We start from the raw sequence: 16,197 nt of genomic DNA on the forward strand, positions 1-16,197 counted from the left end.
ATTTATTTATCCTATTTTTTAACTTCTATAACTTATTTTTTTAAATATTTTTAAAGAATTTTTAATTATTCTATTTTTTTTATCCTCAACACTTTTTTCAAAATCTATATATGCTTATATGAATAAAGTATTACTTAGTAAATAGGGAGGTGTAATTGTGGTATTTTGTCCTAATTGTGGTGCAGAGAATGCAGACTCCGCAAAGTTCTGCAAACAATGCGGTCATGGATTAATGGCTAACAGTCCGATTAAAGACAATTATGTCAATGCTGGAATTGACCCGTCTGCTAGAGTAAATGATAATTCAAATAATTCAATAAACAATTCAAGCAATTCAAAATCAGACAATAAGAATTTGATCATTATCTGTTTAACCATTGTCATTGCGGCACTCTTAATAGCAGGTGCATTGGTGATGTTCTCAAATAATAATGCAAGTGACAGCGCTTCTGATGATCTTTCAGATTCAGCATCATTAAACGTTAACGATTCTTTAAATAATGATTCTAATATTGAAAATACTGCTCAAACTGCTCAAGCTAGTTCTCCTCAAATTTTAGGAGGTAGTTTCTCGACAGGAAGTTCATCATCTGACAAGACTTATTGTACCGTTTATGTAGGATCTGAACATGCTGGTGAGAAAGTTAAAATCAGCGTATTATATAGTAATAGCGGTTATGCATTGAATCAAGGTAAAATCGTAAGCAAAACCGTTAGCAATGACGGTTATGTGAAAGTGGCAAGTGCAAGTGCATTTGATTACTATCCTGATGATGCATATATTACCTTATATGATGATAATGGAAATGTCTTAGATACTCAAGAAGTATATTTAAATGAGGGAAGTGGAAAACAAACATTTTAATTGATTTTCCATTTTTTATCATTTTTTATTGTATTTTAAAAATTATTAAATCAATTTATTTTTGTTTTTAAATAAATTTGATAAACTTAGAGGAAAAATATGAAATGTCCAGTTTGCGGTTGTGAAAATCCAGATGATTATAAGTTTTGCCATGACTGTGGCGCTCCTTTGATTTTAAGTGAATCAATTGATGATTTGACTAAGGAATTGGAGAATAGGGATGATTTTCCAATTTTAGACAGTAAAAAACTGATTATAATAGGTTATATAATAGCTATTCTATTCGGTTGGGGAAGCTTCATTCTGAGTTTTTTCCTTGGTGCCTATGGATTTATAGGATTCATCGGACTCTTTTTCCCAGGATTCATGTTGAATAGTAAGGATCCAAATATCAGAAAGCATGCTTATATTCAATTGGCCATTATGATAGTTGGAATTATTTTTACCATTTTGTTTTTATTTAGATTATTTTAGAATATGAATTTTAAAGTTTTTATTTAGATATTTTTAGGATATAGTGAGTAAATATGAATAAAAAACTTAAGATTGCCTTAGGCATTATTTTAGCATTGGTCATAGTTATTGCAGGATCTGCTTTATGGTATGTAAATGATTATTATCATGCCGAACCTAGTGCAACTGCTCTTCTAGAAGGGGATGAAAATGTCACTGTTACCCAAATAGATAATGGGTTGCTCTTGGATGGTCCTGGCAATGACAGCGCATTGATCTTTTATCCTGGGGCTAAAATAGAATACACTTCCTACCTTCCATTATTTATGGATCTGGCAGATGATGGAGTGGATTGCTTCATAGTGGAAATGCCTTACAATTTAGCTATTTTCGGTATGGATAGTGCAGATGAGATTGTAAATGACAATGCTTATGATTATCAGAAATGGTATATCTGCGGTCATTCTTTAGGGGGAGTAATGGCTTCCTACTATTCACTTAATCATACAGATGATCTTGATGGCCTAATACTTCTTGCAGCTTATCCTGCAGATGACTTGGGAAACATGTCTGTTTTGTCAATATACGGTTCCAATGATAAGACTTTGAATAAGGAAACATATGATGAATCCAAGAGCTTAATGGATTATAATTTAACTGAATATGTGATTGAAGGTGGAAATCATGCTCAATTCGGATCCTATGGTAATCAATCTGGTGATGGGGCAGCAAGCATTTCTGCTGAAAATCAGAGAAAGCAAACGAAAAATGAGATTCTAGAGTTTATTAATTAATATTTCCTTACGGAATCTTTTTTTCTGAACTTCTTTTCTTTATTCTTAATTTATTTTTCAAATATTTTTTATCAATCCACTATTTTTATACAAACTATTTAATAGATTAAAATACATATATAATTTTATTATGAAATAAATATTCAACTATTTATTATACTAATGCTAATTTACTTAAAATTAACTTAAAAAATATTTTTTAAAACAACGATTAAAACTGATTATTATGCTTAAAATATTCGAAGATTTGGGATATAAAAAACAAATATGTAAAACATGCGGCAATGAGTTTTACTCTCAAGTGGATAGAGACACTTGCGGTGATGCTCCATGTGATGAGTATGGATTTATCGGAAATCCTGCTACAGACAAGCCATATGATTTATATGAAATTCAAGAAACTTTTAGGAACTTCTTAAAAGATGAGGGCCACACACCAATACCTCGTTATCCAACTTTGGCTAAAAGATGGAGAGATGATGTATTTTTAGTTGGAGCTTCAATATTTTGCTTCCAACCATGGATCACCTCCGGTTTGGTGGAACCTCCAGCCAATCCTCTTGAAGTTGAACAGCCATCCATCCGTCTTAATGATGTGGACAATGTAGGAAGGACAGGTAGGCACATGACCTGTTTCACCATGGGTTCACATACCGTAATCAACAAGCCTGATAACTTCATCTACTGGGAAGATGAGACCATTCGTCTCTGTCATGAGTTCTTCAAGTCAATTGGAATCAATACCGAAGAGCTTACCTTCATCAAATCCTGGTGGAAAGGTGGAGGAAATGAAGGTCCTTGTTATGAGGTATGCTGCCGTGGTGTAGAGCTTGCAACACTTGTTTTCATGCAATACAAGACCCTTGAAAACGGTGACAAGGAAGAGATTCCTATTAAAGTGGTGGATACCGGCTATGGATTGGAGAGAATTGCATGGATTTCACAAGGTACTCCAACTGCATATGATGCCTGTTTTGCTCCTGTAGTGGACAAGCTTAAGGAAATCACCAATGTTGAAGTTAACGAAGACATCTTGGCTCGCAATGCAGAGATTGCAGGTATGATGGACATTGAGGATATCGGTGACATCAGAGAGCTCCGTCAGCAAGTTGCAGACAGTTTGGACATTTCCCTTGAGGAATACTTGAAGAATGCAGAGCCAATGGAAGCTATTTACATCATTGCAGACCATACAAGATGTTTGGCATTCATGTTGGCTGACGGTATCATTCCATCCAATGTAAAGGAAGGTTACCTTGCAAGGCTTGTTTTAAGAAGAACCATTCGTTTCATGAAAGAGTTGAAGATGGAGGAATCATTGTCTGAAGTTATGGAAATCCAATTGGATTTCTTAAGAAAATTCTATCCTGAAATCGATGAATCTCAAGATCATATCATGAATATTATCAACCTTGAAGAGGAAAGGTATGCTAAAACCATTGAAAAAGGTAAAAAGACTGTAAAAAGGACTATTAAACGTCTTAAAAAAGAAGGAAAAACTTCCATGCCTTTAGAAACATTAATAGATTTATATGATGCTCAAGGTATGCCTCCTGAAACCGTAGAGGAAATGGCAAGTGGAGATAAGGACTTTGAAGTATTCGTGCCAGATAACTTCTTTACAATTGTAGCGGATATGCATGAAGAGGATAAGGTTGCTAAAAAGGAAACTTTAGAGTTAGATGTTCCAGAAACTGAACTTGACTTCTATAAGGATATCTATCAAAAAGAGTCAGATGGTAAAATCATTGAAGTTATTGAAAAAGGAGATACAGTCAATATTATTCTTGATAGAACAATCTTCTATCCTGAAGGAGGAGGTCAGCCATCAGATATAGGTATTATGTCCATTGATGGCAAAATTTATGAAGTCACTTATGCTGAAAAGCTAAATAATATTGTCTTGCATCACATTGCTGTTCCTAAAGATGGCGATAAGGAAAGCTTATTGGATATCCTTAAAGGATATATTGGAACTGAAGTACATATGGCTATCAATTGGAACAGAAGAATCACTTTAGCAAGACATCACACAGGTACTCACTTGGTCATTGCAGCTGCAAGAAAAGTTTTAGGCCAACACATTTGGCAGGCAGGTGCACAAAAAGGTCTTGCTCGCTCCCGTATAGACTTATCCCATTACAAACGTATCACACAAGAAGAGCTTAATGAAATTGAAAAATTGGCTAATGAATATGTTATGATGAACATTGATTTGGATATCAATTGGCTAAGCCGTGATGATGCAGAGAAGGAATATGGATTTACCTTATACCAAGGGGGAGTTGTTCCTGGTTCCCAAATCAGAGTTGTAAGGATTCCTGGAATTGATGTACAGGCTTGTGCAGGTACTCACCTTGACAGAACAGGTGAAGTAGGTCCAATCAAGATTAATAAGACTGAAAGGGTTCAAGATGGTGTAGAAAGAATTGATTTCTCAGCAGGACTTGCAGCTATTGACTCCATTCAAGCGGATAAGGAGATCCTAAGGGAAAGTGCAGGCATATTCAGTGTAACCAATGAGCAATTGCCTAAGACCTGTGACAGATTCTTTAGTGAATGGAAGGCTCAAAAGAATGAAATAGCTAAATTACAAAAGGAAATCGCTAATTTGAAGGTTGCTACTTTAGCTGATAATGCAATTGAAGTCAATGGATTGAAAGTTTTAAAGGAAATCATTGATGGAGAAATCAAAGAGCTTCAAAAGATTGCTACTGACTTTACTGATAACAACAAAGTGGATGTTGTATTTATGGGTAATAACGATGGTAAAATAGTCGGAGCAGCTACTAAGGACTCTGGCATTCAAGTAAATGGCATCATCAAGGAAGCAGCTTCTGTACTTGGAGGTGGCGGTGGTGGCCGTCCTAACTTAGCTCAAGGAGCAGGTCCAAATGCAGATAAAATGGCCGAAGCTTTAGATTTAGCTATTGAACTTTTAGGAAATAATTAATTTATTTCCATTTCTTTTTCTATTTTTCATTCATTCATTTTTTTAATTTTCACTTTTTATTTATTTTAATTTTTTTAGTTTAATTTCTTATTCCTATTTTATAACAATCGTTATATTTATAAACTATAAATTAAATATATAAAAAGATAAAGATATAATAAAAGAAATATTTTTTTGACTAACCTATCATATTTTTATAAATTATTCTTTATTCATTTATTTTATGAAATTTTTAATTATTGAGGTATTTTATGAATCATGATCTAATTATTGCCCGTTATGGTGAATTGGCATTAAAAAGTGACGGGGTTAGAAGAAGATTTGAAAATCGTTTAGCAAATAATATAAGAGCATCAATTGATGCAGAAGTTAAAATAAGACAAGCAAGAATTTATATTTCCCCAAAGGATTTTAATGATGCAATTGAAAAGCTGGAGAGAATATTTGGTATTGTATCTTATTCTCCAGCTGTTACAACAAAATCCACTTTTGAGGATATTGAAAGGGATGTATCAAAATATGCAGAAAAACTTCATGATGAAGGACTTTTAGATGAGAACACTAAATTTGCCATTAGCTGCAGACGGGTGGGAAATCATGAATTTTCATCTCAGGAAATGGCTGCTTTTGCAGGTGCAGTTGTAGTGCGCAAATACTCTTCTCCTGTTGATTTAACAAATCCTGAACTAACTATCTATCTTGAAGTTAGAGATAATGACACCTATATTTTCCATGAGAAAATCCCAGGTCCTGGAGGATTGCCTCTTGGAACTCAAGGAAAAGTAGTTTCACTTGTTTCAAGTGGTATAGACTCTCCTGTAGCCACTTATTTGATGATGAAAAGGGGATGTCAAGTCATTGCATTATTCTGTGATAATGACCCATATACAACCCCAGAGGCACTTAAGAACTTCAATGATTTGATAGACCAATTGAATCTTTATGCAAGTGGGGCTCCTATAAAAAGAAGAGTAGTAAAATATGGTGATTATTTAAGTTCTTGCAAGGAAAATACCCCAGAGAATATGACTTGTGTCTTATGTAAATCCGGTATGTATAAGCTTGCAGGCAAATTGGCTAAGAAAATGCATGCTGAAGCGGTTATTGATGGAAGCAGTCTTGGACAGGTGGCTTCCCAAACACTTCCAAATATACTTGCAACACGTGAAGATCTTGATGTTCCGGTATTATCTCCACTTATTGGGCTTGATAAAGTTGAGATAACAAGAATTGCAGAAAAGATTGGAACTTTTGAAATATCCAAAAGGGATGATGGAGGCTGTAAGGCAGTTCCAAGATATCCGGAAACAAAAGCTGATTTGGAATTTGTAAAGGAAGTTAAAGAGGGAATGAATCAAGAGGAAGAACTTGAAAAAGCTTTTAAAACAATTGAATTTTAATTTAATCGCCTAAAAAATAATCATATAAACGTTTTAAGGTTTTGTCATGGCAAAAACTAAATCAAAACGCATATTTTATTTAGATGCTTTGAGAGCAGTAGCTATTCTTACAGTTATAGCTGTTCATGTTTATGCAGTTACAAGAATTCATGTAATGGCAGATTTTGCTACAGGCCCATCTATTCGATGGTTGATTTCCCAATTTACTGGAAATAACCTTAGAATTGGTGTGGATCTGTTTTTAATGTTAGCTGGTGCTTTGTCTCTTGGACGTGAATGGACAATCAAAGAGTTTTTAGGAAAACGAATTCCTCGAATTGTAGAGCCATTTGTATTTTGGGGAATTGTTACTGGAGCTATTGCAGTAATTGCATCTTATTATTTTGGATATAACTTTATTTATTCATTTGATATTAATTCAATATTAAACTTCTTTTATGGTGTATTTATGGCAAAATCACCAGGATTTTTGCCTTATTGGTTCTTCTGGATGATTTTAGGCACTTACTTGATAATGCCTATCTTTAATAAATGGCTTCAGCATTCTGATTTGAAGGAAGCGGAATATTTCCTGGTATTTTGGCTAATAACCTGTTTATTTGACTTTACTTTAAACATCAAGTTTCCAATTAAATTAAGCTATTTTGTAAGCCCGATTGGTTTGGTTGTGGCAGGATACTATTTAAGGCATACCAAACGGGAAATATTGGATAATCCTTATTTTGCTTTAGCATTGACATTCTTATCTGCATTGCTTATTATGGGTATTGTTACTTATTTCTCAACTCCCACTAAATTCCATACATTAAATAGGTATTCATTGCCTATAACCCTCGAAGTGATTGGAGTGTTTTTATTATTTAAAAACTTCAATAAATTTGGTCTTGATTTGGGATTTATTAAAAATGAGAATAGTTTATTCAGACGTTTTGTCTCTTTAATAGCAAAATATAGCTATGGTATCTATTTGATTCAAGGATTATTCCTATGCATTTATGTAAAAATATTGCCTTATTACGATATTTACAGTTTAATGATAGTGTTATTCATTTTAATTGTATTCAGTTCTATGTTGACAATGCATATTTTAAATAAAGTCAAGTATGTCAATAGGTTTATAGGTGCAAAATAATCCGATTTTTTACTATTTTTATTTTTTTAATATTTTTTACTAATTTTAATTAATTTCTATTTATATATTAAAAAGTACAAAGGTATATTTATGAATACAAGCAGATTTGAAACATTTTTTGATGCAATTTTAGCGATTATCATAACAGTTCTGGTATTGAAGCTAACACAGCCTATTGCTCCTACATTAGATGCATTCCTAATGTTAAATACCAGATTCATTATATATGCCATCTGCTTTTTAGTTATTTTCGTGATATGGTATGATAATCATAATCTGTTTCAGGTTGTTGAAGAAATAGATAATAAAGTCTTAACAGTCTATGCTATGCAAATATTTGCGATAAGCCTTCTTCCTTATTTTGCGACATGGGTGGCTTTAGATATAAATTCTGTAGCAGCTGAATCAATGTTTGGAATTCTTTTCATTGCAATAGATATTCTGTATATACTATCAATCTATACCATTTATAGGGCAAATCCTTATAACTGTGGATTATGCATGGATAACTTTAAAAGTATTTATAAATACATTCCAATAGCAATCATGCTTTTGGGATTTGTGATTACTAACACAGTTTATACTCCTGGAATTTTCATCTGTGTTTTGATCTCAGTTATTTGTTGGATTTTCTTTTCAAGGCTTAGAAGGTCTGACAATGGGAGCACTGAAAGGTTTGAAGCATTTATTGATGCAATCATTGCGATTATAATTACAATAATAGTTCTTGAAATTCCAATGGTTGCAAATGGCTCATGGGAATCTTTGTTTAATATAAAATTGGATTTTATTGTCTATGCTGTAAGTTTCCTTGTTTGCTTTAACTTTTGGAATTATAACAATAATCTCTTTAATATTGTAAATAAAGTGGATCATAAGGTAATTTGGTCAATTGGAGTTGCATTGTTCTTTTTATCATTGATTCCTTATTTGACTACCTTTGTTGCTGAGAATGCTGATTCTTTCTTCCCTTGCTTCTTATATGGTTTGGATTTTATTATTGTAGCTCTCTTATCCATAATTACGGCAAATTCCTTAAAGAATTCTGATAAGGCAAATATTGCATTGCAAATAGCATTGTCAGACAATAAGCCATATTTGTCTACAATAATATTGGTATTAATTGGTATGGCAATCGGATACTTTGTTTATCCCTTAGCTATTGTGATTGCTTGTTTGGTTTCAATAATCACTTTGTGGTTAATATCTCATTATAATAAAAAGTATTGAATTTTCACTTTCTCTTTTTTTTAAATCATAATTATTATATATAATATAAATCAAAAATAATTATGTATATTAAATAACTTAATAAATCATTAGGTTATTTAAAAGTATTTAGTTTGATTAATAATTTAATTATTTTATATTAGCTATTAATTCAAGTAATTAATTATTATAACGATTAGTTATTAATGAATAATTATTTTTTAATAGTTAATTGCTATAATAGTTAATTATTGTTCTTATATTATGAATTAAAGCTAAATATGTACTGCTATTGACTATAAGTGTGTGTTGATAGTAAATTTTACTTAGAGGTGTTTTAAGATGAAAACTACTGTTAGTGTAATCAAAGCGGATATTGGAAGTGTTTCCGGACACTGTGTATCTCATCCTGCATTAATGGAAAAATGTGATGAAGTATTAAGCGGTGCATTGGAAACTGGTATTCTTGAAGATTATTATATAACCCGTTGTGGTGACGACATCGATTTGATCATGACCCACAGAAACGGTGAATTAAATGAAGAAGTTCACAAAACTGCATATGATGCTTTCCTTCAAGCAACTGAAATTGCAAGAGACTTAAAATTATACGGTGCAGGTCAAGACTTATTAACCGACACTTTCTCCGGAAATGTAAAAGGTATGGGTCCAGGTTGTGCAGAAATGGAATTCAAGGAAAGGGGAAGTGACCCTGTAATTGTTTACTGTATGGATAAAACCGAACCAGGTGCATTCAACTTACCAATTTTTAAGATCTTTGCAGACCCATTCAACACTGCTGGTCTTGTAATTGACCCAAGCTTACACGATGGATTCAGTTTTGAAGTCTTCGATGTAATGGAACACAAGAAAGTTATCTTAGACTGTCCTGAAGAAATGTACGACTTGCTTGCATTGATCGGTTCCACCGGTAGATATGTAATCAAAAGAGTATTCAAGAAAAACGGTGAAATCGCAGCTGCAGTAAGTACTGACAAATTGAACATGTTAGCTGGTGAATACGTAGGTAAAGACGACCCTGTAGCTATTGTAAGAGCTCAATCAGGTTTCCCTGCTAATGGTGAATGTGTAGAGCCTTTTGCATTCCCACACATGGTAAGCGGATGGATGAGAGGATCCCACAATGGTCCTATGATGCCAACCAGCCAAGAAGAAGCTAACCCAATCAGATTCGACGGACCTCCTAGAGTTGTAGGTTTAGGTTTCCAAGTAACCGATGCTAAATTGATTGGTCCTGTAGACTTATTCGATGACCCTGCATTTGATGAAACCAGAAGACAATCAGCAAACATTGCTTCCTACATCAGAAGACACGGCCCATTCGAACCACACAGATTACCATCTGAAGAAATGGAATACACTTCATTACCTGGTGTAATGGAAAAATTAGAACCTAGATTCGAAGATATGGATGACGAATAAACAGCCAAGCTTTTTAGCCTTCGGCTAAAAACCTTGACCAAAATATTTTTCATTAGTTGAGAGTAATTGCTCTTAACTATTTTTTTTATTCAACTTTTATTAGTTTTATTATATTAGAACAAATTAAGTAGGTTAATAAGGTTATTTTTTAAAATAATTTATTTGGAGGAAAAATCATGACTTTTTGTCCAAGTTGCGGAGCTGAAAAGAAGGAAGGAAGTAAATTCTGTCATAATTGCGGATATGATTTTGAATCTGTTGATTCTGGTGCAAATCAAGATTCAAATTCTGAAGCACAATTGAATCAAAGTGTAGGTTCCACTGCACAAACTGCAGAAAATTCTCATACCATTGCTAAGGTTTTAGGTTATATATGTGCCATTTTAATACCTATAATTGGTGTTGTTTTTGGCGGATATTTGTATACCCGTGAAGAAGAGGATGCCAAAAAGCATGGAAAATACATTCTTATACTTTCTATAGTCATATGGGTTCTTTCTATATTGCTTATGAATTCATAGAAATTTATGATTTAAACCTTTTATCTTTTTTTATTTTTTAATATTCTCTTTTTACTCTTTTTCTAAAAACATAGCGATCTCACGGATTTCCTTTCCTGAATAATCTATATTTTTCATATCACAATAATATTTGAATCCTAATTTTTCCAAAACTCTTTTTGATTGGTGATTGTCATATCTAAAGCTGGCATGGATCTTATTGATTTTCAAATCTTCAAAGCCATGTTCTATAACTGCTTTACATGCTTCGACAACCAGTCCTTGACCCCAATATCCCTCTCCAATCCAATAGCCTAATTCAACACCTTCATCTTCCCAGTAGTGATTGGTGTCTGGATAGAACAGGAGACCGACACAGCCTATTGCATTGCCATCCATTGTAATTGCATAAGTTTCTCTTTTGGAAAAGATGGTTTTTATGATTTCCAAGCTTTCTTCAACGTTTTCATGTGGTGGCCAACCTGCAATTGGTCCGATTTTAGGATTCTTTGCAAAATGATAAAGGCATTCTGCATCACTCTCTTTCCATGGCCTTAAAATAAGTCGTTCTGTTTCTAGAATCATATAAAGAATTTTATCAAATTAATTATTTATTATTTATGATAAAAATAGTGAAAAATAGAAAATAGGAAAAAATTCAATAAAAATAAGTAAAAGTAGTAATATATAAAAAAAGATTGGTTAGATGACACCAAGGTCTTCTAATTCTTGAATGACAATGTCATGAGAAATCTTAATCATAACTTCTCTAATCAATACATCTTTTTTACCTTTATTAGTGTAACCATTTCTTTCGAGGATACCGATTAATTGTTCTTCACTGCAATCTTCCAAAACAAATCTTAATTCAGTTACATCAATGTCTGCCATAATAGTCATCTCCCATTTTTAAAAAATTTATTTTTAGCATATTTGTGTTTATATTATTTTCAATTTTTAATTTTATAATTTTTAAAATTTTAAAAATTGTTCTTAATCACTTGAATAAATATTTATTTATGAAAGTATTTAAATTTTTAGTTTTTATTATATCAAATAGTTTGTATATTTAAGAATAAATTTTATTTTTTTATTTTAAAAATTTTTCAGCTTTGAATTTTTCAATTTTTTCTAAAAAATCATCAAAAATTTCATCGAAATTTTGAGTTTTCTAATCTGACAAATATTTTTAATACAAACTTTGATTATTTAATAGTTTACGATATAAAACTATCATTTAATTAATCGATTATTCAATTAAATTAATCCATGAATCATTCTTAGTGCATCGAGTAAACCGTGGCTATATTCAATGCAACCAAAAGCGGTTCTTGTGTCTTTTTTCTCCAGGTAATATTTTGAATCATTCCAATAATCGATCGCTCTGTCAAAAACTTCCTTCTCTTTACCTTCGAACTTTATGTCTTCAACCTGTTTCAAATTTCGCTCAAGTTTTGCAATATCGATTGCAATTTTCTCTTCACTTTCAAGATCTTTCATTTTATAATCCTCGAACAATTTTAAGATTTTTATTTTAGAAAAATTATTTATTTTTTCTTTTCAATAATCTCTAATCTTTTTCTTAATCTTTATCTTGATATTTATCTTAATCTTTTTGGGCTGTATCTTTTAGGTCCATTCAATTCTTTCCATACATGCAATATTCTTTGACCGACTGTGAAGTATGAAAGAATCACAAGTATGTAAATGAAGTATGTGAATATAATGTTTGAATTGAATATTGCAGCAATCACTGCACCTAACATAATGATAATCAATCTGACTGCACGTTCAGCTATTCCTATATTGCAATCAACCCCTTGGGACTCTGCCCTTGCCCTGACATAACTGACGGTTATTGCTGAGTGAATGGCTAAAACTCCTACAAACCAGTGACAGTATCCTCCAAATATTATTCCAATGAATATGATTGCATCTGCAAAACGGTCCATAGTGGAATCCAGGAATGCTCCAAATGGGCTTGCCCTATCATGGCGTCTTGCCACAGCACCATCCAATACATCCAAAAATCCGCTAAGCAATATGAACAATGCTCCGCCAATCAAGTTTCCACTAGCAAAGAAAACTGCAGATATTATTGCAAGAAATGGGGAGATCACAGTTACAATATTGGGATTGATATTCAATCGACTGGCTAAAGGTTCTAAAAATTTTGTAAGATATGGTCGTAAACTATTAAGCATAATTTTAATTATATTGATTTACTAATATATATTTAATTAGATTATACTAAGTAAAGTTCTAAATTTTTGTTGAAAAAGCAATGATTTAAATTATATTCAATCTATTTTTGGAGTATTGTTTATGAAAATATTTAAAATGAATCCTAAGAATCCGGATATGGATTTGATAAGTGAAGCCATTGACATAATGGCAGATGGTGGAGTCATCCTTTATCCTACAGATACCGTATATGGATTGGGAGCAAATATTTTCAATAATGATGCCGTTGAAAGGATTTACACTATAAAAAATAGGGACCAGTCAAAGCCGTTGTCCGTATTGGTTGAGAATATGGAAAGTCTGGAACTGATTGCCGATTTGAATAAGAGCTCAAGGGAAATAATTGAAAAATGGCTTCCGGGACCATTCACATTCATTTTGAATAAAAAGAAGATAGTGTCTCCATATGTCAGCGCAAGCGCAAAGGTTGGGGTGAGGATTCCGGATTATAAGATAGCAAGATTACTTGCGAGCCTCTTTCCAATAACAACCACAAGTGCAAATCTAACCAATGAGGATACATTGTCAAATCCACAGGATATCCTGAAGCAGATTGGTGATGACATAGACTTGGTTATAGATGTAGGTGATTTGAATAATGCAAAGCCATCAACCGTTATAGACTTAAGCTCATCCAAGCCTACTTTAATCAGGAATGGATTCAATTCCAATGATGTGGATTTTTCATTTTTACAATCTGATTAGAATATTCACATCAAGCTGTTAATTGAAATAGCTAAAAAAATTAACTTTAAATATATCCAATTAAATATTATGTTTACTGAAAAGAATTATTGTAAAAGTTATTTTAAAAATTATTATTTTAATTATAAATTTTAAAAAATATTATCTTAATTATATGAAGGGAAAGATATGAAAGTATTATCAAACATGACCGATCAGGAAAAGATTACAACTAACTCTCCTTTAGATGAATTATTGGATGGAGGAATTGATAAGAGGACAATCACTCAAGTTTATGGTCCTCCAGGTGTAGGAAAGACTAATGTTTGTCTGAATATAGCTATTGGTGTTGCTAAAAAAGGCAAGAAGGTAGTTTACATTGATACTGAAGGTGGAATATCAGTTGATAGGATAAGACAGATTTCAGGAGATGACTTCGACACTGTTGCTAAGAACATCATTGTATTCGAGCCAACTTCATTCAAGGCACAGGAAGAAGATCTTGGCCTTATCGAATCATGGATATCTTCCAATAGTGCAGATGTTGAACTCATAATATTAGACTCTGCTGTGGCACTGTTCAGAGTGGAAGATGACAGTTCAAAATCCCATCTTTTAGGTAAGCAAATGCAAATGCTTTCCGCTCTTGCCATCAATTATGACCTTGCTGTAATTGTTACCAATCAAATCTATGCATCATTTGATGAGGAAAGCGAGGAGGACTTCTCTCCTGTTGGCGGAACAATCATCCAATACAGAAGCAAGATCATCATTGAACTCAAACGTGAAGAGGGAACCAATCAAAGAATAGCTATCTTGAAAAGGCATAAGACTAAAAGGGAAGGATTGGCTGTTCACTTCTTGATTACCAATAATGGTATTGAATGATCAATCCTCAAGGTATGTGTGATTATTTCATTAATGGAATTGATTAATCTCAATTCCTAACTATTTTTTTAGCTTTTTATTACTTTTTCTATTTATCTTATTAATTTTTAATCATTTTCCAATTATTTAAGCCATTTTTTCTTGTTTTTATAAATAATTTTATATGTTACTTATAATAGATAATATAATGTTGTATGTTTATTTAAAAACATAATCGGTTTAATTATTTAACTATTAAAACGGGCTATTTAACTAAATTTTTGTTTATTTTATTAATTGAATATAGGATTTGTGAAAAGATGATCCAAAAGAAAAAGTATGCAAAAGCAGCTAAGATTATTCCAGATGGTTATGAATCTGCAAACCACTTTTTTGAAGCTGTTTTTATGGATAAAGAAATGATTTGGATGGGTCAGAATACAAATGAATTGCATATTGGTCACAATGATGAAGTAAAGCAAGCAATGATTGATTGCATTGGAAGTGACGAATACTGCAAGTACCCACCTCCAGAAGGATTTACAGAACTACACTCATTGATTTTAAAGGATTTGGGCTTGGAAGACTTGAAGATATATGTCAATGCCGGTGCAACCGAATCTTTATACTTGGCCATGAATGCTGTATTGTCTCCAGAGGATAATGTAATCACTCCAGATCCAGGATATCTTATTATTGACAATTTCGCAAGCAGATTTGCAAATGAAGTAAGGCAAGTCAAGATCTACAGTGAAGAGAACAACTATAAGCTAACCCCTAAGCTTGTAAGGGAAAACATGGATGAGAACACAAAAGTCATCCTTTTGATTGATCCATTGAACCCTCTTGGAAGTTCCTACACTGAAGAGGAAATCAAGGAATTTGCAGAAATTGCTGTAGAGAATGATATTTATTTAATTCATGATGTAACTTACAGAGACTTTTCCTACAATCATACCCTTGCGGCAAAATATGCTCCAGACCACACCATTACCTGTTACAGTTTCTCTAAAATATTCGGTATGGCGGGCTTAAGATTAGGAGCCATTGTATCATGTGAGGAAGTCATTGATGTTGTAAAAAGCATCATCATCAACGATGTAGGTACAAATATGGTTGCACAGGCTGGTGCGATTGCTGCATTGAAATCAAAGCCTGAATGGATTGACAGAGTCAGAGACACTACCTTTGAAAACCAAAAGATTATTAAGGAAGCGGTTGACCAATGTGAAGGAGTATTCTTGCCAGTTTATCCATCTAGTGCAAACATGATGGGAATCGACTTGTCCGGTGCAGGAATCGATCCTGAAGACATGTCTTCCTACTTGATTGATAAAAAGGTATTTACCAGACAAGGTTCCTATACAAGCAATACATTCGGTCATAACTACTTGAGAGTAAGCTATTCTATTGACCCGGAAAAGGTCAAGGTGTTTGCCCGTGAATTTGTGCTTGCTGTTGAAGCCTTAAGAACTAAATAATTTCATTATTTAGTTTATTTTTTCTTTTTTTTAAAAATTTTATTTTTATTTATTTTCCTTATTTTCTTATTTGAACCAGTTTTAAAGCTATTTTTTATAATTTTCATGTAATTTCATGTAAGATAATTTGTATATGATAAAACTTTTAAAAAAATTAAAAAAATTAAAAAAA

Annotated in this window: 16 protein-coding genes; 12 read left to right on the top strand and 4 right to left on the bottom strand. The window is 32.6% G+C overall.

The window, feature by feature from the left end:
- Positions 1–157 precede the first annotated feature (157 nt).
- From IJE13_RS01270 to IJE13_RS01310, 9 genes are all read left to right on the top strand, one after another.
- Complete coding sequence (locus IJE13_RS01270) at positions 158–865, top strand: zinc ribbon domain-containing protein (protein WP_292776128.1); 708 nt, start codon at positions 158–160, stop codon at positions 863–865.
- Positions 866–964: 99 nt separating this feature from the next.
- Positions 965–1,339 (top strand): zinc ribbon domain-containing protein, encoded by a 375-nt coding sequence (locus tag IJE13_RS01275; protein ID WP_292776130.1) that lies wholly within the window; start codon positions 965–967, stop codon positions 1,337–1,339.
- A 53-nt stretch (positions 1,340–1,392) separates the two neighbouring features.
- On the top strand, positions 1,393–2,112 hold the full coding sequence (locus tag IJE13_RS01280) for an alpha/beta hydrolase (RefSeq protein ID WP_292776132.1): 720 nt from the start codon (positions 1,393–1,395) through the stop codon (positions 2,110–2,112).
- A 226-nt stretch (positions 2,113–2,338) separates the two neighbouring features.
- Positions 2,339–5,065, top strand: a complete 2,727-nt coding sequence (gene alaS, locus IJE13_RS01285) for an alanine--tRNA ligase (protein WP_292776134.1) — start codon at positions 2,339–2,341, stop codon at positions 5,063–5,065.
- Positions 5,066–5,316: 251 nt separating this feature from the next.
- Positions 5,317–6,465 carry a tRNA uracil 4-sulfurtransferase ThiI gene (gene thiI / locus IJE13_RS01290; protein WP_292776136.1) on the top strand — a complete coding sequence of 383 codons (1,149 nt, stop codon included), beginning with the start codon at positions 5,317–5,319 and terminating at the stop codon, positions 6,463–6,465.
- 46 nt (positions 6,466–6,511) lie between these two features.
- Entirely contained in the window at positions 6,512–7,597 is a 1,086-nt protein-coding gene (locus IJE13_RS01295) for an acyltransferase (RefSeq protein ID WP_292776139.1), read from the top strand.
- A gap of 90 nt (positions 7,598–7,687) precedes the next feature.
- Positions 7,688–8,827, top strand: a complete 1,140-nt coding sequence (locus IJE13_RS01300) for a TMEM175 family protein (RefSeq protein WP_292776141.1) — start codon at positions 7,688–7,690, stop codon at positions 8,825–8,827.
- Positions 8,828–9,148: 321 nt separating this feature from the next.
- Positions 9,149–10,249: a fructose-1,6-bisphosphate aldolase/phosphatase gene (gene fbp / locus IJE13_RS01305; RefSeq protein WP_292776143.1), complete on the top strand. Its 1,101-nt coding sequence runs from the start codon at positions 9,149–9,151 to the stop codon at positions 10,247–10,249.
- A gap of 176 nt (positions 10,250–10,425) precedes the next feature.
- Complete coding sequence (locus IJE13_RS01310; protein WP_292776145.1) at positions 10,426–10,770, top strand: zinc ribbon domain-containing protein; 345 nt, start codon at positions 10,426–10,428, stop codon at positions 10,768–10,770.
- Between the two features lie 51 nt (positions 10,771–10,821).
- Here the strand turns inward: IJE13_RS01310 and IJE13_RS01315 are convergent, their stop codons facing one another.
- The 4 genes from IJE13_RS01315 to pgsA form a co-directional block, all read right to left on the bottom strand.
- Complete coding sequence (locus tag IJE13_RS01315) at positions 10,822–11,334, bottom strand: GNAT family N-acetyltransferase (protein WP_292776147.1); 513 nt, start codon at positions 11,332–11,334, stop codon at positions 10,822–10,824.
- Positions 11,335–11,451: 117 nt separating this feature from the next.
- Complete coding sequence (locus tag IJE13_RS01320; RefSeq protein WP_292776149.1) at positions 11,452–11,640, bottom strand: hypothetical protein; 189 nt, start codon at positions 11,638–11,640, stop codon at positions 11,452–11,454.
- 366 nt (positions 11,641–12,006) lie between these two features.
- Positions 12,007–12,249 carry a DUF357 domain-containing protein gene (locus IJE13_RS01325; protein WP_292776150.1) on the bottom strand — a complete coding sequence of 81 codons (243 nt, stop codon included), beginning with the start codon at positions 12,247–12,249 and terminating at the stop codon, positions 12,007–12,009.
- Between the two features lie 101 nt (positions 12,250–12,350).
- Positions 12,351–12,953 (bottom strand): archaetidylinositol phosphate synthase, encoded by a 603-nt coding sequence (pgsA, locus tag IJE13_RS01330; protein ID WP_292776152.1) that lies wholly within the window; start codon positions 12,951–12,953, stop codon positions 12,351–12,353.
- Positions 12,954–13,074: 121 nt separating this feature from the next.
- Here pgsA and IJE13_RS01335 point away from each other — a divergent pair, with 121 nt between their 5' ends.
- From IJE13_RS01335 to IJE13_RS01345, 3 genes are all read left to right on the top strand, one after another.
- Positions 13,075–13,698, top strand: coding sequence for an L-threonylcarbamoyladenylate synthase (locus IJE13_RS01335; protein WP_292776154.1), 624 nt, complete (start codon positions 13,075–13,077; stop codon positions 13,696–13,698).
- A gap of 168 nt (positions 13,699–13,866) precedes the next feature.
- Positions 13,867–14,565, top strand: coding sequence for a DNA repair and recombination protein RadB (radB, locus tag IJE13_RS01340; RefSeq protein ID WP_292776156.1), 699 nt, complete (start codon positions 13,867–13,869; stop codon positions 14,563–14,565).
- Between the two features lie 299 nt (positions 14,566–14,864).
- A complete protein-coding gene (locus IJE13_RS01345) occupies positions 14,865–16,025 on the top strand; it encodes a pyridoxal phosphate-dependent aminotransferase (RefSeq protein WP_292776158.1) in 1,161 nt (386 codons plus the stop codon).
- The last annotated feature ends 172 nt before the right edge of the window (positions 16,026–16,197 follow it).

This window comes from Methanobrevibacter sp. (assembly GCF_017410345.1).
Lineage (GTDB): Archaea > Methanobacteriota > Methanobacteria > Methanobacteriales > Methanobacteriaceae > Methanobrevibacter.

Coding starts and splice junctions, on each gene's coding strand:
- IJE13_RS01345 (WP_292776158.1), top strand. CDS start 14,865: ATGATCCAAAAGAAAAAGTATGCAAAAGCAGCTAAGATTATTCCAGAT.
- IJE13_RS01335 (WP_292776154.1), top strand. CDS start 13,075: ATGAAAATATTTAAAATGAATCCTAAGAATCCGGATATGGATTTGATA.
- IJE13_RS01315 (WP_292776147.1), bottom strand. CDS start 11,334: ATGATTCTAGAAACAGAACGACTTATTTTAAGGCCATGGAAAGAGAGT.
- IJE13_RS01320 (WP_292776149.1), bottom strand. CDS start 11,640: ATGGCAGACATTGATGTAACTGAATTAAGATTTGTTTTGGAAGATTGC.
- IJE13_RS01275 (WP_292776130.1), top strand. CDS start 965: ATGAAATGTCCAGTTTGCGGTTGTGAAAATCCAGATGATTATAAGTTT.
- IJE13_RS01295 (WP_292776139.1), top strand. CDS start 6,512: ATGGCAAAAACTAAATCAAAACGCATATTTTATTTAGATGCTTTGAGA.
- IJE13_RS01300 (WP_292776141.1), top strand. CDS start 7,688: ATGAATACAAGCAGATTTGAAACATTTTTTGATGCAATTTTAGCGATT.
- pgsA (WP_292776152.1), bottom strand. CDS start 12,953: ATGCTTAATAGTTTACGACCATATCTTACAAAATTTTTAGAACCTTTA.
- alaS (WP_292776134.1), top strand. CDS start 2,339: ATGCTTAAAATATTCGAAGATTTGGGATATAAAAAACAAATATGTAAA.
- thiI (WP_292776136.1), top strand. CDS start 5,317: ATGAATCATGATCTAATTATTGCCCGTTATGGTGAATTGGCATTAAAA.
- radB (WP_292776156.1), top strand. CDS start 13,867: ATGAAAGTATTATCAAACATGACCGATCAGGAAAAGATTACAACTAAC.
- fbp (WP_292776143.1), top strand. CDS start 9,149: ATGAAAACTACTGTTAGTGTAATCAAAGCGGATATTGGAAGTGTTTCC.
- IJE13_RS01280 (WP_292776132.1), top strand. CDS start 1,393: ATGAATAAAAAACTTAAGATTGCCTTAGGCATTATTTTAGCATTGGTC.
- IJE13_RS01325 (WP_292776150.1), bottom strand. CDS start 12,249: ATGAAAGATCTTGAAAGTGAAGAGAAAATTGCAATCGATATTGCAAAA.
- IJE13_RS01310 (WP_292776145.1), top strand. CDS start 10,426: ATGACTTTTTGTCCAAGTTGCGGAGCTGAAAAGAAGGAAGGAAGTAAA.